At 71.0% G+C, this 16,578-nt stretch carries 19 protein-coding genes and 1 pseudogene; 10 read left to right on the top strand and 10 right to left on the bottom strand.

The genetic code is table 11. The annotated features are described in order from the left end of the window. A pseudogene (locus tag FQY64_RS10700) lies at positions 1 to 240 on the bottom strand (hypothetical protein); the annotation flags it as partial. Next, complete coding sequence (locus FQY64_RS10695) at positions 233 to 823, bottom strand: RNA polymerase sigma factor (RefSeq protein WP_146474257.1); 591 nt, start codon at positions 821 to 823, stop codon at positions 233 to 235. The pseudogene FQY64_RS10700 and the gene FQY64_RS10695, both read right to left, overlap by 8 nt. A gap of 87 nt (positions 824 to 910) precedes the next feature. On the opposite strand from FQY64_RS10695, the gene FQY64_RS10690 reads away from it, so the two are divergent. The 7 genes from FQY64_RS10690 (at position 911) to FQY64_RS10660 (ending at position 5,588) form a co-directional block, all read left to right on the top strand. After that, a complete protein-coding gene (locus tag FQY64_RS10690; protein WP_146474256.1) occupies positions 911 to 1,867 on the top strand; it encodes an SPFH domain-containing protein in 957 nt (318 codons plus the stop codon). Positions 1,868 to 1,870: 3 nt separating this feature from the next. Next, a complete protein-coding gene (locus tag FQY64_RS10685; protein WP_146474255.1) occupies positions 1,871 to 2,317 on the top strand; it encodes an NfeD family protein in 447 nt (148 codons plus the stop codon). Beyond that, positions 2,314 to 2,784: a hypothetical protein gene (locus FQY64_RS10680; RefSeq protein ID WP_146474254.1), complete on the top strand. Its 471-nt coding sequence runs from the start codon at positions 2,314 to 2,316 to the stop codon at positions 2,782 to 2,784. Before FQY64_RS10685 ends, FQY64_RS10680 begins: the two co-directional genes overlap by 4 nt. A gap of 51 nt (positions 2,785 to 2,835) precedes the next feature. Then, positions 2,836 to 3,942, top strand: coding sequence for a glycine cleavage system aminomethyltransferase GcvT (gene gcvT, locus FQY64_RS10675; protein ID WP_146474253.1), 1,107 nt, complete (start codon positions 2,836 to 2,838; stop codon positions 3,940 to 3,942). A 65-nt stretch (positions 3,943 to 4,007) separates the two neighbouring features. Then, on the top strand, positions 4,008 to 4,397 hold the full coding sequence (gcvH, locus tag FQY64_RS10670; protein WP_146474252.1) for a glycine cleavage system protein GcvH: 390 nt from the start codon (positions 4,008 to 4,010) through the stop codon (positions 4,395 to 4,397). A 235-nt stretch (positions 4,398 to 4,632) separates the two neighbouring features. Then, a complete protein-coding gene (locus FQY64_RS10665; RefSeq protein WP_146474251.1) occupies positions 4,633 to 4,839 on the top strand; it encodes a hypothetical protein in 207 nt (68 codons plus the stop codon). 383 nt (positions 4,840 to 5,222) lie between these two features. Further along, positions 5,223 to 5,588 (top strand): histidine biosynthesis protein HisIE, encoded by a 366-nt coding sequence (locus FQY64_RS10660; RefSeq protein ID WP_146474250.1) that lies wholly within the window; start codon positions 5,223 to 5,225, stop codon positions 5,586 to 5,588. 311 nt (positions 5,589 to 5,899) lie between these two features. Here the strand turns inward: FQY64_RS10660 and FQY64_RS10655 are convergent, their stop codons facing one another. After that, positions 5,900 to 6,277 carry a TfoX/Sxy family protein gene (locus tag FQY64_RS10655; protein ID WP_146474249.1) on the bottom strand — a complete coding sequence of 126 codons (378 nt, stop codon included), beginning with the start codon at positions 6,275 to 6,277 and terminating at the stop codon, positions 5,900 to 5,902. Between the two features lie 49 nt (positions 6,278 to 6,326). After that, a complete protein-coding gene (locus FQY64_RS10650) occupies positions 6,327 to 6,812 on the bottom strand; it encodes a GAF domain-containing protein (RefSeq protein WP_146474248.1) in 486 nt (161 codons plus the stop codon). A gap of 48 nt (positions 6,813 to 6,860) precedes the next feature. On the opposite strand from FQY64_RS10650, the gene FQY64_RS10645 reads away from it, so the two are divergent. Then, the gene (locus FQY64_RS10645) at positions 6,861 to 7,634 is read left to right on the top strand and encodes a TMEM175 family protein (protein WP_146474247.1); all 774 of its coding nucleotides are present in this window, start codon (positions 6,861 to 6,863) and stop codon (positions 7,632 to 7,634) included. Positions 7,635 to 7,803: 169 nt separating this feature from the next. On the opposite strand, the gene FQY64_RS10640 is transcribed toward FQY64_RS10645, so the two are convergent. From FQY64_RS10640 to xerD, 6 genes are all read right to left on the bottom strand, one after another. Beyond that, on the bottom strand, positions 7,804 to 10,971 hold the full coding sequence (locus tag FQY64_RS10640) for an efflux RND transporter permease subunit (protein ID WP_146474246.1): 3,168 nt from the start codon (positions 10,969 to 10,971) through the stop codon (positions 7,804 to 7,806). A 67-nt stretch (positions 10,972 to 11,038) separates the two neighbouring features. After that, a complete protein-coding gene (locus tag FQY64_RS10635; protein ID WP_146474245.1) occupies positions 11,039 to 12,229 on the bottom strand; it encodes an efflux RND transporter periplasmic adaptor subunit in 1,191 nt (396 codons plus the stop codon). Then, a complete protein-coding gene (locus tag FQY64_RS10630) occupies positions 12,222 to 12,995 on the bottom strand; it encodes a TetR/AcrR family transcriptional regulator (RefSeq protein WP_146474244.1) in 774 nt (257 codons plus the stop codon). Before FQY64_RS10630 ends, FQY64_RS10635 begins: the two co-directional genes overlap by 8 nt. A 216-nt stretch (positions 12,996 to 13,211) precedes the next feature. Beyond that, the gene (locus FQY64_RS10625) at positions 13,212 to 13,658 is read right to left on the bottom strand and encodes a phasin family protein (protein ID WP_146474243.1); all 447 of its coding nucleotides are present in this window, start codon (positions 13,656 to 13,658) and stop codon (positions 13,212 to 13,214) included. Positions 13,659 to 13,784: 126 nt separating this feature from the next. Then, complete coding sequence (gene queD, locus FQY64_RS10620) at positions 13,785 to 14,141, bottom strand: 6-carboxytetrahydropterin synthase QueD (protein WP_146474242.1); 357 nt, start codon at positions 14,139 to 14,141, stop codon at positions 13,785 to 13,787. Between the two features lie 35 nt (positions 14,142 to 14,176). Further along, positions 14,177 to 15,130: a site-specific tyrosine recombinase XerD gene (gene xerD, locus FQY64_RS10615; RefSeq protein ID WP_146474241.1), complete on the bottom strand. Its 954-nt coding sequence runs from the start codon at positions 15,128 to 15,130 to the stop codon at positions 14,177 to 14,179. Between the two features lie 29 nt (positions 15,131 to 15,159). Here xerD and FQY64_RS10610 point away from each other — a divergent pair, with 29 nt between their 5' ends. Together FQY64_RS10610 and FQY64_RS10605 are read left to right on the top strand one after the other, a co-directional pair. After that, a complete protein-coding gene (locus tag FQY64_RS10610; RefSeq protein WP_146474240.1) occupies positions 15,160 to 15,627 on the top strand; it encodes an RDD family protein in 468 nt (155 codons plus the stop codon). A gap of 73 nt (positions 15,628 to 15,700) precedes the next feature. After that, positions 15,701 to 16,540, top strand: a complete 840-nt coding sequence (locus tag FQY64_RS10605; protein ID WP_146474239.1) for a DsbC family protein — start codon at positions 15,701 to 15,703, stop codon at positions 16,538 to 16,540. Positions 16,541 to 16,578 lie beyond the last annotated feature (38 nt).

The following is a 16,578-nucleotide window of genomic DNA, read 5'->3' as shown; positions in this document are numbered from 1 at the left end:
CGGAGGCGGCGGCCAGGCGACGACCAGCGCGAGCGCGATGCCCGCCGCCAGCGCGCCGCCCACCGCCCACGGCAGGCGGCGCGCGCGGGTGCGGCCGAGCCGCAGGCCGGTGCGCGCCTGCAGCGTCGCCACGATCCGCGCGCGCTGCGCTTCATCCGGCGCCTCCAGCGGCAGGGCGGCGAACGCCTCGTTCCAGCAAGCGGGCGGCAGGCGTTCGGGATGGCGGTCGGCGTCAGGCATGGGCCTTCTCCGCGGTGGATTCGAGCAACGCGCGCAGGCGGCGGCCGCCGCGCGCGAGTTGCGACTTGGAAAAGCTAGGCGTGCGTGCCATCAGCGCGGCGATCTCCTCGTGCGTGTAGCCCTCGGCGTGGTACAGCCACAGCACGCTGCGGGTGGCCTCGGGCAATTGCATCAGGGCGCGCGCCAGCGCCGCCGCGTCGGCCGCGGCGGTGGGCGGCGGCAGGTGCTCGTCGGCGAGCGCGTGGTCCTCCAGCGCGGTGTCGTCCTCCCACTTGCGCCGGCTGCGCAGCCGCATCAGCGCCTCGTTCACCGCGATCTGCCGCAGCCAGCCCCAGAACGGACAGCCGCCGCGGAATTCGCCGAGCTTGGCGAACACCTTCAGCATGGTCTCCTGCAGCACCTCGGCCGCCTCCTCGCGGTCGCCGCACAGGCGCAGCGCGAGCGTGAACACCGGGCGCTCGAACCAGCGGTAAAGCTGTTCGAACGCGCCCGCCTCGCCGGCCCGCGCGCGGGCCAGCAGGGCATCGGGCACGTCGATCGCGAAGCTGGAGCGGACCGGCGGCGGGGCGGATTCGGGCGGCATCGAACCCTCATGGATGCGCCGGGCGGCGGAACCGTCGCAGCGGGCGCGTCCTATACTCGTCGCAAACCGACGGGAAGGGGAATCTCGATGGATCTGGGAAGCGTACTGGCCATCCCGCTGCTGATCGCGGGCGTCATCCTGGTGTTCAAGGCGGTGCGGATGGTGCCGCAGGGCTACCACTGGACGGTGGAGCGCTTCGGCAAGTACACCCGCACGCTCGAGCCGGGCCTGCACTTCCTGATCCCCGTCATCTACGGCGTCGGCCGCAAGATCAACATGATGGAGCAGGTGATGGACGTGCCGAGCCAGGACGTCATCACCAAGGACAACGCGGTGGTGAAGGTCGATGGCGTGGTCTATTTCCAGGTGCTCGACGCCGCCCGCGCCGCCTACGAGGTGGCCCAGCTCGAGATCGCCATCCTCAACCTGGTGATGACCAACATCCGCACCGCGATCGGCTCGATGGACCTCGACGAATCGCTGTCCAAGCGCGACGAGATCAATGCCAAGGTGCTGGCCGCGGTCGATCAGGCCACCCATCCGTGGGGCGTGAAGGTCAACCGCATCGAACTGAAGGACATCCAGCCCCCGCGCGATCTGGTCGAGTCGATGGCGCGGCAGATGAAGGCCGAGCGCGAGAAGCGCGCCAGCATCCTCGAGGCGGAAGGCCACCGGCAGTCGGAGATCCTGCGCGCCGAAGGCGAGAAGCAGGCGGCGATCCTCGAGGCCGAAGGCAAGCGCGAGGCCGCCTTCCGCGAGGCCGAGGCGCGCGAGCGCCTGGCCGAGGCCGAGGCGAAGGCGACCCGCATGGTGTCCGAGGCGATCGCCCAGGGCGACCTGCAGGCGATCAACTACTTCATCGCGCAGAAGTACATCGAAGCCTTCCGCGCGCTGGCCGAGGCGCCGAACCAGAAGTTCGTGATGATGCCGATGGAGGCGTCGGGCGTGGTCGGCTCGCTGGCCGGCATCGCCGAACTCGCGCGCGAGGCGCTGGAGCGCGGCGGCCGCGCGGTTCCTCCGGCGATCCCGCCGCGCGGAGCCTGAGCCATGGCCTGGAACTGGCCGGCGGTGATCTGGGGCGCGATCGCGCTGCTGCTGATCGCGGCGGAGACGATGGCGCCGGGCGCGTTCCTGCTCTGGCTCGGGTTCGCCGCCGCGGCGGTGTTCGCGGCGGTGCTGCTGGTGCCGGGGCTGAACCTGCTCGTGCAGATCGCCCTGTTCGTCGTGCTGAGCTTCGTCAGCATCCAGATCTACCGCACCTGGTTCCGCGCGCGCGAGCCGCAGAGCGACCGCCCCACGCTCAACCGCCGCGCCGAACAGTTGATCGGCCGCGTGGTGCCGCTGGAGCGCGCGATCGTCGATGGTCGCGGCCGGGTGCAGATCGCCGACGCGTTCTGGGACGTCGCCGGTCCCGACCTGCCGGCCGGCACGCCGGTGCGCATCGTCGGGGCCGACGGCATGGTGCTGCGCGTGGAGGCCGCACACGCCGGATGAGCGCCTTCGCGCTCGCGCTGGCGATGCAGGCGGCGGCGTTGCCCGCGCTGCGCGGACGCGTCGTGCCGCCGTATCCGTCCGGCTGGGAATCGCGCAGCGGCGTGTGCGTGCCCGAAGGCGAGGACGTCTGCGCCCGCGCGGTGGCCACGCTCGACCGCGACGGCCACGCGCAGGCGGTGCTGGCCGAGGCCAAGGCCGGCATGGCCGGCGCCGAGGCGCGCTGGCGCATCACCGATCTGGCCGCGGTGCCGGCGCCACAGGCCGGACAGACGCTCGCGCTCGGCACCTGCGAGCGCGACGGGCGCGCCGATCCGGGGATCGTCGCGCTGGTCGACGGCAACGGCCGCGCGAGCGAGACCCATTGGCCCGCCGTGCGCTGGGCGCTGAGGCTCGATCGCGCCAGCGGCCGCTTCGTGGCGCTCGACCCCGGCGAGGTGCGCTGCCTCAACGAAGGCTACGGCCTCTGAGCGGGAGCCATCTGGGATAATCGCGGCCCCTCCACGCCGCGTCGCACGCCGATGACCCAGAAGACCGTCCTCAACGACACCCACCGCGCGCTCGGCGCCAAGATGGTCGACTTCGGCGGCTGGGACATGCCGCTGCACTACGGCTCGCAGATCGACGAGCACCACCAGGTGCGCCGCGACGCCGGCATGTTCGACGTCAGCCACATGACCGTGGTCGACCTGCGCGGCGCGCGCGTGCGCGAGTTCCTGCGCCGTCTGCTCGCCAACTCGGTGGACAAGCTCAAGGCGCCGGGCAAGGCGTTGTACACCTGCATGCTCGACGAGCGGGGCGGGGTGATCGACGACCTGATCGTCTACTTCATGGCCGAGGACTTCTTCCGCATCGTCGTCAACGCGGCCACGCGCGAGAAGGACCTGGCCTGGATCCGCGCCCAGGCGCAGCCGTTCGCCGTCGAGGTGCGCGAGCGGCGCGACTTCGCGATGATCGCGGTGCAGGGCCCGAACGCGCGCGAGCGGGTGATCGGTCTGCTGCGCGAGGACGACCGCGCGCGCATCGGCAAGCTCGTCCGCTTCGCCGCCGGCGAGGCGCACACCGCCGACGGCGTGCCGCTGTTCGTCGCCCGCACCGGCTACACCGGCGAGGACGGTTTCGAGGTGATGGTGCCGGAGGCGCACGCGGTCGCGTTGTGGAACGCGCTGCTTGCCGCGGGCGTCAAGCCGGCCGGGCTCGGCGCGCGCGACACCCTCCGGCTCGAAGCGGGCATGGCGCTGTACGGCCAAGACATGGACGAGACCGTCACCCCGTACGAAGCCGCGCTCGCCTGGACGGTGGCGCTCGACGAGGGCCGCGACTTCATCGGCCGCGCCGCGCTCGAGGCGCGCGGGGCGAGCGGCGCGCCGCGGCAGATGATCGGGCTGGTGATGGACGAGAAGGGCGTGCTGCGCCACGGCCAGCGGGTGCTCACCGCCAACGGCGAGGGCGAGATCCTGTCCGGCACGTTCTCGCCCACGCTCGGCAAGGCGATCGCCTTCGCACGCGTGCCGGCCGGCGATCCCGGTCAGGTGCGCGTGGACATCCGCGGCCGCGAAGTGCCGGTGCGCGTGGTGAAGTTCCCGTTCGTCCGCGACGGCCAGGCGCAGCCCGGCGTGCTGGCTTGATCGCCGGCACCCTCCGCTACACTAACCGCCCACACCGACCCCCCAGACGCAGCACCGGAGCCCCCATGAGCGAGATTCCCGGCGACCTCAAGTTCCTCAAGTCCCACGAGTGGGCCCGTGTCGAAGGCGACGGCAAGGTCACCGTCGGCATTTCCGAGCACGCGCAGGGGCTGCTGGGCGATCTGGTCTACGTCGAGCTGCCGACCGTCGGCGAGCGCGTCGAGGCCGGCAACGCCTGCGCGGTGGTCGAGTCGGTCAAGGCCGCCTCCGACGTCTACGCTCCGGTCAGCGGCAAGGTGGTCGCGGTCAACAACGCGCTGGTCGACAAGCCCGAGACCATCAACGAGGACGCCTACGGCGAAGGCTGGATGTTCACCATCGAGATGGAAGACCCGGAGCAGCTCAACGAACTGCTCGGTCCGGACGACTACGCGGAGCTGATCGAAGAGGAATGAGCTGCGCCGTGAGCGGCGTGTCGAAGCCCGGTCGGAGACGGCCGGGCTTCTTCGTTTCCGGGCGCCGCGATGGCCGCGATCGCGCCCGAAGGCGTGCGCAAGCCGGCGCGGAGTTCGCGCAATCCCGCGCAGTCGGCGGTTGTGCGACGCGAAATCGGCGCGCGCGCGAGACCTTCGGCGTGCGGCGCCGACCGACGGCGCGAGCGCATCGCGCGCGCGCGGGTACGAGGCGTCCATGCGCATCGCCCGCGATCCGCGCACCACACGCGAAGCCGCGCCGTTGCTGCGTTTGCGCGCGCGCGACGCGATCGTGGCGCACGCGCGCGAAGTCATCTCCCGCATCCATCGCCGCGCTCCGGCGCGCCGAACACGCCGCCGCCGCGCGCGTCTTCCGCGGTTTTTTTCGCGGCAGGTTGTTGACAGTGAAAAAAACCGTGATTAGGTTTCGCCCAGCAGACGTTTCCTGCGAATGCGAGTGAGTAAAACGAACGCGACAACGCGCTGCGCCAAACGCCTCTCCGCCCGGATGCTCGACACGGTGGAAGGCGGCGCGTCCCCCGCGGAAACGTACAACCCGATTCGCTTCCAGCCCGGTTCTCCCTCGGAGGGCCGGGTTTTTCGTTGGGCGGCGCTTGCCGCCCGTGCCGTCCGGATGCCGTCCGGACGCCTTGCCGAGCGCGCCGCAGAGCGCGCCGGCCTGCCTGAGTCCGCTCCGCTGCGCGCTGCGCGGGAGCGGTTGGCCGCGGGTCGTCTTGCCGCGGCTGTCGCTACTGGGCTTTGATCCGACGCAAGTCGACAGTAACCACTGACGAGGAGAGCCACACCATGGCTATGAAGAAAGCTGCCAAGAAGAAGCCCGCCGCGAAGAAAGCGGCGAAGAAGGTCGCCAAGAAGCCGGCGGCGAAGAAGGTCGCCAAGAAGAGCGCCGCCAAGAAGGCGGTGAAGAAGACCGCGCGCAAGCCGGCGGCGAAGAAGGTCGCCAAGAAGGCCACCGCCAAGAAGGCGGCCAAGAAGACCGCCCGCAAGCCGGCCGCCAAGAAGACCGCGAAGAAGGCTGCTGCGAAGAAGACCGCCAAGAAGGCGGCGAAGAAGCCGGCCGCCAAGAAGGCCGCTCGCAAGTCTTCGGCGAAGAAGGCCAAGCCGGCCGCCGCCACCACCGCGATGCCGGCCACCCCGGCTCCGATGATCTGATAACGACCCCGATACCGTAGTACCGACGATCCTCCTCCCGCGGCCCAGGCGGGAGGAGGATTCTTTTTTTGGCGCGCCGCACGGTCGCGCTTCGCCGCCCGGGGGCGGCATTCGCGTTCCCGGGGATGCCGCTCGATCTCCCGCTCGTTCCCGCGCGCACGTGCCGCGCAGGTCATGGGTGTCCGTCGCCCAGGCGCTGCGCCTGTCGAACGAACGGTCGAGGGTGAGCATCGCGGGGGGACCAACGCGGAAGCCGATGCAGGACCGGCCGGCCTGGCGCGGCAGACGCCTGCGCGGCCGCTCGTCAGGCTTCAGTCGTCGTCGCCGCTCGCGTCCGGTGCGTCGAAGCCGATGTCGAACGGCGGCGCCTCGTCCGGTTGCGCGTGCGTGGTGGTCACGGGCGCGGCGGCGGGGCGGTAGCGCGGCGGCGGCAACTGCGCGGTGGCGGCGTCGACCGCGAGGATCAGCTCGTGCCGCCTCGCCTCGGGAACGTCCTGCCAATGGCAGTCGAGCAGGGCGCCTTCGAGCGCGTAGAGCAGGTTGAGGGTCGGCTTGAAGCCCGCGCGCTTGACGCGCATGTAGGCTTCCACCGCGCCGACCGCGGCCAGATCCTCCCGCGTGCGTAGCCCGACCTGGCGCAGCCAGGCGGCCGACTTGGGGCCGATGTTGCGCAGCTTCGCACCGGCCATGCTCACTCCCCGCGGCCGGGGGCGCCGCCGCCGGGCGCGCTCGGCGCGCTCACGCGATCGCCTCGACGAACGCGCGCGCGATCGCTTCCAGACCCGCCTGGTCGTCGCCGTCGAAACGGTCGAACTTCGGGCTGTCGAGATCGAACACGCCGATGAGCGTGCCGTCGGCCGCCAGCAGCGGCACCACCAATTCCGAGTTCGAGGCCGAATCGCAGGCGATATGGCCGGGGAAGGCGTGCACGTCGGCCACGCGCTGGGTCCGCCGGCTCGAGGCCGCCGCGCCGCACACGCCCTTGTCGAGCGGAATGCGCACGCAGGCCGGGAGCCCCTGGAACGGGCCCACCACCAGTTCGCGGCCGTCGAAGAAGTAGAAGCCGACCCAGTTGAGGTCGGGCAACGCGTGATAGACGAGCGCGGACAGGTTGGCCGCGTTGGCGATGCGGTCGCGCTCGCCGTGCATCAGCGCGCGCGCCTGCTGCAGCAGGTGCGCGTACTGTTCCGGCTTGGTGCCGCTTAGACTCTGCTGGGCGAACATGCCCACAGTGTAGCAACCGGCCCTGCCGGCGCCGGGAGGGGAGGGAGGATGGAGCTGACGTCTCTGCCGCGCGACCGCAGCGGCTTCCGCATCCGCGGCGCCGCGCCGACGCGGCTGGAAACCTTCGTCGATGCGGCGTTCGCGTTCGCCGTCACGCTGCTGGTGATCACGCTCGATCCGCTGCCGAACTCGGTGCAGGCGTTGGTGGGCGCGCTCAAGCGCGTGCCCGCGTTCCTGGCGAGCTTCGCCATCCTCGCCGTGTTCTGGCTCGGCCATCGCAACTTCAGCCGGCGCACGGGTCTGGAAGATGGCAGGACCGTGCTGCTCAGCCTGGCGCTGGTGGCGGTCACGCTGATCTACGTCTATCCGTTGCGGATGATCATGGCCTTCGCCTTCTCCCATCTCAGCGGCGGGTACCTGCCGTCGGCGCTGCCGCCGGCGCCGGGCGCGGGCGAGCTGCGGCTGTTCTACGTCGTCTACGGCACGGGCTTCGCCGCGATGAGCGCGACGCTGATCCTGCTCTACCGCCACGCGTTGCGGCGGGCGGATGCGCTCGGTCTGGACGCGCTCGAGCGGCTGGTAGCGCGGCAGGAGATCGCCGCGATGGCGATCCTGGTGGCGAGCGCGGCGCTGTCCATCCTGCTGGCGCTGACGCTGCCGGCGCGTTCGTGGCTGCAGGGGCTGCCAGGCATGGTGTACGGACTGCTGCCGATCGCGATGGGCGTGTTCGCGGCGGTGGCCGCGCGGCAGGCGCGCGCGCTGCGCGCGGCGCAGGCCGGAGCGGTCGAAACCGCCAGCGCGCCGGCGTCGCAGCCGGGCTGATCGGCTCCGCGCTTCGCCCGGGAGCCGATGCCCTTACGTCGGCCGGTTCGCTGCGGCCGCTGCGGGCTCGTGCGGGTCGTGCGCGGGAGACCGGCCGCTGCGCGGGCCGCTCGACGCCGAAACACGGACGGGCGCCCTGCGGCGCCCGTCGTGATCGCCGTGCCGCCGGTCAGGCGGTGGCCGGCGCCGGCTCGCCCGGCTCGTCGGAGGCCGACAGCGCCCGCTCCCGCGAGTGGTCGCGCGCCAGGTACAGGTAGAACGCCGGCAGCACGAACAGGGTGAACGCGGTGCCGATGGTCATGCCGGCGGCGATCACCATGCCCATCGAGAAGCGCGCGGCGGCGCCCGGGCCGGTGGCGATCAGCAGCGGGATCATCGCGAACACCAGCGCCGCGGTCGTCATCAGCACCGGACGCAGGCGGATCGCCGCGGCCTGCTCGATCGCCTCGCGCTTGGACAGGCCCTGCTCGAGCTGCAGCTTGTTGGCGAACTCCACGATCAGGATGCCGTGCTTGGAGATCACGCCCACCAGCGTCACCAGCCCCACCTGGGTGTAGATGTTGATGCTCATGCCGGGGAAGGCCTCGATCCCGGAGAAGCTCAGGATGCCCGCGGCCATGTTGAGCACGTTGAGCACCAGCAGCGCGCCGGAGATCGCCATCGGCACCGTGATCAGCATGATCAGCGAGTCGCGGAAGCTCTCGAACTGCGCGGCCAGCACCAGGAAGATCACGATCAGTGCGAAGATCAGCGTCATCAGCAGCGCCTGGCCTTCCTGCTTGAACTGACGCGACTCGCCCGCGTAGTCCACGCTGTAGCCCTGCGGCAGCACCTCGCGCGCGGCGTTCTCCAGCACCGCCAGCGCCTCGCCCTTGCTGACGCCCGGGCGCGGCTGGCCGGAGATGGTCACCGCGTTGAGCTGCTGGAAGCGCTTGAGCTGCTGCGGTTGCGCCGATTCCTTGAGCGTCACGATCGTCGACAGCGGGATCAGCTCGCCGTCGCGGGTGCGGGTGTAGTAGTTCTTCAGTTGCTCGGCGTTGAGGCGGTCGCTGCGCTGCACCTGCGGGATCACGCGGTAGGACCGGTTCTCCAGCGCGAAGCGGTTGGTGTAGCCGCCCGACAGCAGCGCCGCCATGTCCGCGGCCAGCGTGCGCATCTCGATGCCGAGCGCGGCCGCCTTGTCGCGGTCCACCAGCACCTCGATGCGCGGCTTGTCGATCTTCAGGTCCTTGTCGATGAAGATGAACCGCTTGCTGGCGTAGGCGCGGCCGAGGATCTCGTCGGCGAGGCCCTGCAGTTCGGAAAGGGGGCCGACGCCGCCGATCACGAACTCGATCGGCGCGCCGCCGCCGCCCGCCGTCGGCAGGGGCGGGGGCTGGAAGGCGAAGATGTTCAGGCCGGTGATCTGGCTGATCTTCGGCTGGATCTCCTGCTGCAGCACCTGGTTGGTCGAACGCTCGCGCTCGCTCCACGGCTTGAGCGCGATGCCGGCGAACGCGCCGCTGGCCGAGCCGCCGCCACCGCCGCCGAAGCCGCCGTTGAACAGGAAGATGTTCTCCTTCTCGGGGATGGCGTTGGCGATGTCGTTGAGCTCGCGCGTATAGCGCTCGACGTAGTCGAGGGTGGTGAACGGGTCGCTCTGCGCCGCCACCAGCAGGAAGCCCTGGTCCTCCTCCGGCGCCGGCTCCTTCGGCGCCACCATGTAGAGGAACACGCACGAGACGAACACGATCGCGCCGAACAGGCCGATCACGTGCCGCGTTTCCAGCGCGCCGTGCAGGCGGCGCTGGTAGGCGCTGCGCAGGCGGTCGAAGCGGTCGTCGAGCCAGCGCTCCAGGCGGGTCTTGCTGCCCTCGCCGTGCGGCTTGAGGATTTTCGCGCACATCATCGGCGAGAGCGTCAGCGCGATCACGCCGGACAGCAGCACCGCGCCGGCGAGGGTGAACGCGAACTCGGTGAACAGCACGCCGGTGAGGCCGCCCTGGAAGCCGATCGGTAGGTACACCGCCACCAGCGTCGTGGTCATCGCCACCACCGGCCAGGCCAGTTCTCGCGCGCCGCGGATCGCCGCCTCGAACGGCTTCATGCCCTCCTCGATGTGACGGTGGACGTTCTCCAGCACGATGATCGCGTCGTCCACCACGATGCCGATCGCCAGCACCATCGCCAGCAGGGTCAGCAGATTGATGGTGTAGCCGAGGATCAGCATCAGGAACAGGGTGCCGATCAGCGACAACGGCACCGTCACCGCCGGGATCACCACGCTGCGCAGCGAGCCCAGGAACAGGTAGATCACCACGATCACGATCAGCACCGCCTCGACGATGGTCTGCACGACCTCGTTGATGGCGTCGCGGATGTACTCGGTGCCGTCGTAGGGGATCGTCGCGACGATGCCCTCGGGCAGTTGCGGCAGGATCTCGCGGTCCCACACCTCGCGGACCTGGGTGATGACGTCCAGCGAGTTGGCGTCGGGCGCGACGTAGATGCCCATGAACGTGGCCGACTGGCCGTTCATCGTCACCGAGGTGCCGTAGTTCTCCGAGCCCAGCACCACGTCGGCGATGTCGCCCAGACGCACGATCGCGCCGTCCTCCTCGCGGATCACCAGTTTGCGGAATTCCTCCGGCGTGCGCAGGTCGGTGCGGGCGGTGAGGTCCACCGACACCATCTGGCCCTTGGTGGAACCGACCGCGGCGAGCACGTTGTTGTTGCGCAGCGCCGCATCGACGTCGCTGGCGGTGACGCGCAGCGCGGTCATGCGATCGGGTTTGAGCCAGATGCGCATCGCGAAGGTGCCGCTGCCGAGGATCTCGGCGCGCTGCACGCCCGGAATGGTCGCCAGCTTGGGCTCGACCGAGCGGATCAGGTAGTCGGTGATCTGGCTGTTGCTGAGCGCATCGCTCGCGAACGACAGGTACATGATCGCGAACTGCTCGCCCTGCTGCAGTTCGACCACCGGATCCTCCGCCTCCTGCGGCAGCGTCCCGCGCAGCTTGTTGACCTTGGCGGCGATCTGCGTCAGCGCCTCGTTCGGGTCGTAGTCGAGGCGGATGAAGGCCTGGATCGTGCTGATCCCGGCCGCGCTGTTGGAGACGATGTAATCGATGCCTTCGGCGCTCGCCACCTCGCGCTCCAGCGGGGTGGTGATGAAGCCCTGCATGAGGTCGGCGTCGGCACCGAAGTAGGCGGTGCTGACGTTGACCACGGCATTCTGCAGCTCGGGGTACTGGCGCACGTTGAGCTCGCTCCACGAGCGCAACCCCAGCAGCAGGATGAACAGGCTGACCACGACGGCCAGCACGGGTTTCCTGATGAAGATGTCGGTGAATTTCATCGCGTTCTCCCGCGCGTCCTCGGACGCGGGTGGGGGTGAGCGGAGCCGCAAACGACTCCGGCGCGCATCAGCGGTTTTCCACGTCGGGCGTGGCGTCCGCGCTCGGCGTCACCTTGTTGTTGACGATCACCGGCATGTCCGGACGCAGTTTCAGCAGGCCGCTGCTGGCGACGCGCTCGCCGGGCTTGAGCCCGTCGAGGACGGCGATCAGGTCGCCGCGCGTGGCGCCGGTTTTGACGAACCGCTGCTTGACCACGAATTCCGGCGCCGGCCCGGCGGGCTGGCCCTCGGCCTGCGGCTGCGCGCGCTTCGGCGCCGGGGACAGCACCCAGACCGCGTTGCTGTACGGATTGAAGCTGACCGCCGTCTGCGGGATCACCACCACCTTGCGCGGCTGGCCCAGATCCAGCGACACCCGCGCGAACGTGCCCGGACGCAGCACGCCCTCCGGGTTGGACAGGCGCGCCTGCACGGTGAAGTTGCGGGTGCTCGGATCCACCGCCGGCTCGATCGCGGTCACGGTGCCTTCGAAGCTGCGGCCCGGCTGCGCATCGACGCTCAGACGGATCGGCTGGCCCGGACTCACCTGGCCCAGGCGCTGTTCCGGCAGCGCGAAGTTGACCAGGATCGGATCGACCGCCTGCAGCATGACCAGCGGCGCGCCCGGGTTGATGTACTGGCCCAGGCTGATGCGGCGGATGCCGAGCTCGCCGTCGAACGGGGCGCGGATCGTCTTCTTGGCGATCAGCGCGCGCTGGGCGTCGGCCTGCGCGAGCGCGGTCGCCGCCTGGCCGACGCGTTCGTCGACCTCGGCGCGCGAGACCAGGTTCTGCCCGCCCAGTTCGCGCCAGCGTTCGCGCTGCACCACCGCCAGGCGCGCGGTGGCCTCCAGCGCCTTCAGTTGCGCGCGCTCGTTGTCGCTGTTGAGCTCGACCAGCACCTGGCCCTTGCGCACGCGCTCGCCCGGCTGGAAGTGGATGCGCTCGACCACGCCGCCGACCTCGCTGGTGAGCTCGGTGCCGTTGACCGCGACCAGCGTGCCGACCACTTCCTCGGTGTCGGCCCAGGTCGCCTCGCGCGCGACCGCGGCAGTGACCACCGCCGGCGGCATCGGCATGTTGTCGAAGAAGTCGTTCATGCCCTTGTTCATCACTGCCTTCAGGCCGAAGACGGCGCCGAACACCAGCAGGGTGATCAGCAGCATCCAGAACATGCGCTTGCGCGCGGAGGGCTTGCGGGGCGCGGCGGGACTAGCCATGGGAGGGTTCCTTGCCAGATGTCGAAACCGGTGCCGGACCGGGAGGCCAGGCGCAATCGAAGATTCCGCGCGTCAGGCGCGCGAGCTGCCCGTCGAGCGCGGTGTCGTCGGCGGGATCGAACAGCGGCTGCCAGCCGTAGCCGTTCAGCAGGTAATGCACGTGCCGGAACAGCAGCCGGTAGGGGTCGGGGAACTGCGCGGAAGGCAGCACGCCTTCGGCATGCATCAAGGTATGCATGCCCAGGCAGAGGCTCCATGGGCCGATCGTCAGGGTTTCCGGGCTCGGCGCCACCGCGGCGGGCAGGTCGCCGCAGCGCACCGCGTCCTCGACGATGCGGTCGACCGCCCGTCCCAGCGGTTCCACCGCCTCCAGCGACCGCTGCCGCGCCTGCGGCGAGGCCGCGCCCCACACCACTTCGGTCCAGACGAACTGCGCCAGGCGGAAGTGCTCGGGCTGCTCGCCCAGCACGATCACGTCCGCCAGCGCGATCGCCACCATCCGCTCGCGGGTCGGTCCCGGCCAGGCCGCGGCGCGCTCGAACAGGTGCGCGCGGCTCAGGCAGTTGCGCGTGGCCAGCGCCACCAGCAGGTCCTCCTTGCTGGCGAAGTGCTGGTACAGCGTGCCGATCGCGTAGTCGCAGGCCTCGGCGACCTTCGACATCTGCAGCGAAAGCAGCCCGTCGCGCTGGATCAGCGCCTGGGCGGCGTCCAGGAAGCGCTGTTCGCGTTCGGCGAACTCGCGCTGACGGCGGTCCTTGGTGCCCATGGGGGGAGGGGTCGAAGCGGGCACGGATTTTGAACCTTATTCATTCAGCCGGCAACCGGGCCCGCACTGTGCGGCCCGGCCGTCGCACCCGCTGCGACGCGCGGACAAAAAAGAAGCCGGCCGGGGAGGCCCCGGCCGGCGGTTCAACGGCATCCCTGCCGGGTCACTGAGGGGGCACGGCCGGTCGGCCGTGCGGGTGACCGGAGAGAGAGACGATCAGGCGCGGGCGTCGTTCTGCCGCGCGGCCGCCTTGGCGGCCTTCTGCAGGGTCTCGGTGGCCTGCTGCACGCTGTCCTGCGCCTGGCGGACGGTGTCCTGGGCCTGCGCCGCGTTGCGCTCGAACTGGGTCTTGGCCAGCTCGGCGATCGCTTCCTGGGTCTTCAGGGTGCGTCCGAGCACGTCCTGGGCGGTGGTCACCGCGCGTTCCACGTTCTCGCGCGCCACCTGCAGGCCCTTCGGCCACAGGGTCTTGACGGCATCGAAGTCGCGCGCCTCGGCGGCTTCGTTGAAGAAGGCGAAGGTCGCGCCGACGCGCTCCTCGACCGCGACCAGTTGCAGGCCGATCACGGCCTCGGCGTTCTTCAGGGCCAGGCGGTTGACCTGGGCGGCCGCGTCCGCGAACTGGCGGGTGGCGGCGACGATCTGCTCGTTGAAGGGATACATGCGTGCCTCCTGGGCCGTTTGTGCGCTGCAACATAACAGGCTCCATGTTGCAGCGCAACACGGCGGAGGCGGGCGCTCAGGCCGCGTTGCGGAAGGTGCAGGCGGCGTCGACCTCCCGGCAGACGGTCAGCCGCCGCGGTAGCGGCAGCCCGAGGTGCAGGTCTCGTGCACCACGACCTCGCAGAGCTGCGGCAGGGCGGGCTTCAGCCGCTCCCAGATCCAGACCGCCAGGCGTTCGCTGGTCGGGTTCTCGAGCCCCGGAATCTCGTTGAGATAGTGGTGGTCGAGCTGTTCGTACAGCGGGCGGAACGCCGCCTTGATGTCGGCGAAATCCATCACCCAGCCGGTGTCCGCGCCGGGCTCGCCGGCGACGTGGATCTCCACCCGGAACGAATGGCCGTGCAGGCGCGCGCACTTGTGGCCGGGCGGCACGTTCGGCAGCCGGTGAGCGGCTTCGAGGGTGAAGACCTTGAAGATGTCCATCCGCCTATTGTGCGGCCGCGTGGCGGTTCGCGCGATCACCCGCGCGGGTGGTGGCGCGCGTGCAGGCGCTTGAGGTGCTCGCGCGCGACCAGGGTGTAGATCTGCGTGGTCGACAGCGAGGCGTGACCGAGCAGCATCTGCAGCGCGCGCAGGTCGGCGCCGCGGTTGAGCAGGTGGGTGGCGAAGCTGTGGCGCAGGCCGTGCGGGCTGATCCGCGCGGGGTCGATGCCGGCGAGCGCCGCGTAGCGTTTCACCAGACGCCAGAAATCCTGCCGGCTCAGCGCCTCGCCGCGCGCATCGACGAACAGCTCGGCCGGCTGCCGCTTGCCGGCCAGCGCGGGGCGCGCCTCGGCGAGATAGCGCTCCAGCCAGTGCCGCGCCTCCTCGCCCAGCGGCACCAGCCGCTCCTTGCCGCCCTTGCCGGTCACCCGCAGCAGACCCTGGCGCAGGTTGAGCGCGACCGCCGGCAACCTCACCAGCTCGCTCACGCGCAGGCCGGCGGCGTACATCAGTTCGAGCATCGCGCGATCGCGCAGGCCGGGCGCGCCGGCGGTGTCCGGCGCGGCCAGCAGCGCGTCGATCTGGCTTTCGGCCAGCGCCTTGGGCAGCGAGCGCGGCAGCCGCGGCGGATCGAGCAGGGCGGTGGGATCGTCGGCGCGTTCGCCGCGGCGCACGCGCCAGCCGTAGAACGCGCGCAGCGCCGAGAGCAGGCGCGCGTTGCTGCGCGGCGAGTAGCGCTGGGCGTTGCGCCAGGCGAGGTAGTCGAACAGCGCGGCGCGGTCGGCCTGCGCCAACCCGCCGCCGCGGCCGTCGAGCCAGCGTGCGAGCGCCTGCAGGTCGCGTCGGTAGCTGGCGAGGCTTTGCTTGGCGAGGCCCTGCTCGGCCCACAGCGCGTCGAGGAAGCGGTCGATCGCCGCTTCGTCCTCCGCGCGCAACGGCGGCAGCGCCTGCGTCTGCTGGCGGCGCTCGGCGGGCGTGCGGGGGCTCATGCGGCGAGCTTAGCGGCTATGCTGGCGCGATGGCATCCGACGTTTCCGCGCGCGCGCGGCCGCACATCGGCTGGCGCCTGCTCGCATTGTTCTACGACCTGTGGCCGGCGGCCGCGCTGTGGATGATCGCCTCGCTCGCGTTCACCGTGCTGTACGCCGCCAGCGGTCACGGCGTGCGCGAGAACATTCCGCCGTGGAGCGCCTGGCAGTGGGCGCTGTGGGCGACCTGCTGGCTGATCACCGGCGCCTACGCGGTGCTGAGCTGGCGGCGCGGCGGACAGACGCTGGGCATGCGTCCGTGGCGGTTGCGGGTGACCGCGCTGGACGGCGCGCCGGCGCCGCTGCGCGCGCTGCTGGTGCGCTATGCGGTCGGCACGCTGTCGCTGCTGCCGGCCGGGCTCGGGTTCTGGTGGGCGTGGCTGGATCGCGACCGCCTCACCTGGCACGACCGCGCGAGCCGCACGCGTCTGCGCCGCGAGGCCAAGCGCGCGCGCTGAGGTGCGCCGCCGCCGCCGTGCCACAATCGCCCCGTCCCCCCACGCGGCCGTGCCGCATCCGCCAGGATTCCCCATGAAGCGCACCACCCTCGCCCTGCTCGGTCTCGTCAGTCTCGCCGCCTGCGCGCAGGCGCCGCAGGGCGCGGCCGCCGACGCCGCCGGTTCGCAGGCGGCGACCGCCCAGGCCCCCGCGCCGGCGCCCAAGGCCGCGCCGCGTCCCGACACGCCCGAAGGCCGCGCCCTGGCCGCGCTGCGCGAGCTGGATCCCAACATCGAGCCGGACCGGCTGCGCGCCGCGCCGATCCCCGGCTTCCGCGAGGCCATCGTCTCCGGCCAGACGCTGTACGTCAGCGACGACGGCCGCTACGTGTTCATCCCCGGCGTCAACGGCGCGCTGTTCGACATCCGGCAGCAGAAGAACCTGAGCGAAGCCTCGCTCGCCTCGCTGCGCCGCGAGCTGCTGCAGGAGATCCCGAAGAGCGAGCGCATCGTGTTCGCGCCGCCGGATCCGAAGTACACGGTGACCGTGTTCACCGACGTCGAATGCGGGTACTGCCGCAAGCTGCACCAGGAGATCGCCGAGTACAACCGGCAGGGGATCGCGATCGAGTACCTGGCGTTCCCGCGCATGGGGCTGGGCAGCGAGGACTACCGGAAGATGGTCGCCGTCTGGTGCGCGCCTGACCGTCGCCGCGCGCTGACCGACGCCAAGAACGACCGTCCGGTGCCGGTGCGCGAGTGCAAGACCACGGTCAACCAGCAGTACGCGCTGGGCCAGCGCGTGGGCCTGACCGGCACGCCGATGATCCTGGCGCCGGACGGCACCCAGCTCGGCGGCTACGTGCCGCCGCGGCAGTTGCGCGAGCGTCTGGACAAGCTGGCGCAGGGCGGCGCGGGCGCCGGCGCGCCCTGACGCGGCCGGGCGCGGGGGGCGGTCCGGTACAATCTCGG

This window comes from Vulcaniibacterium thermophilum, assembly GCF_007923255.1.
GTDB classification, from domain to species: domain Bacteria; phylum Pseudomonadota; class Gammaproteobacteria; order Xanthomonadales; family Xanthomonadaceae; genus Lysobacter_F; species Lysobacter_F thermophilum.
Note: the sequence above shows the minus strand (reverse complement) of the source record. Positions and strands in the feature narration are given on the sequence as shown.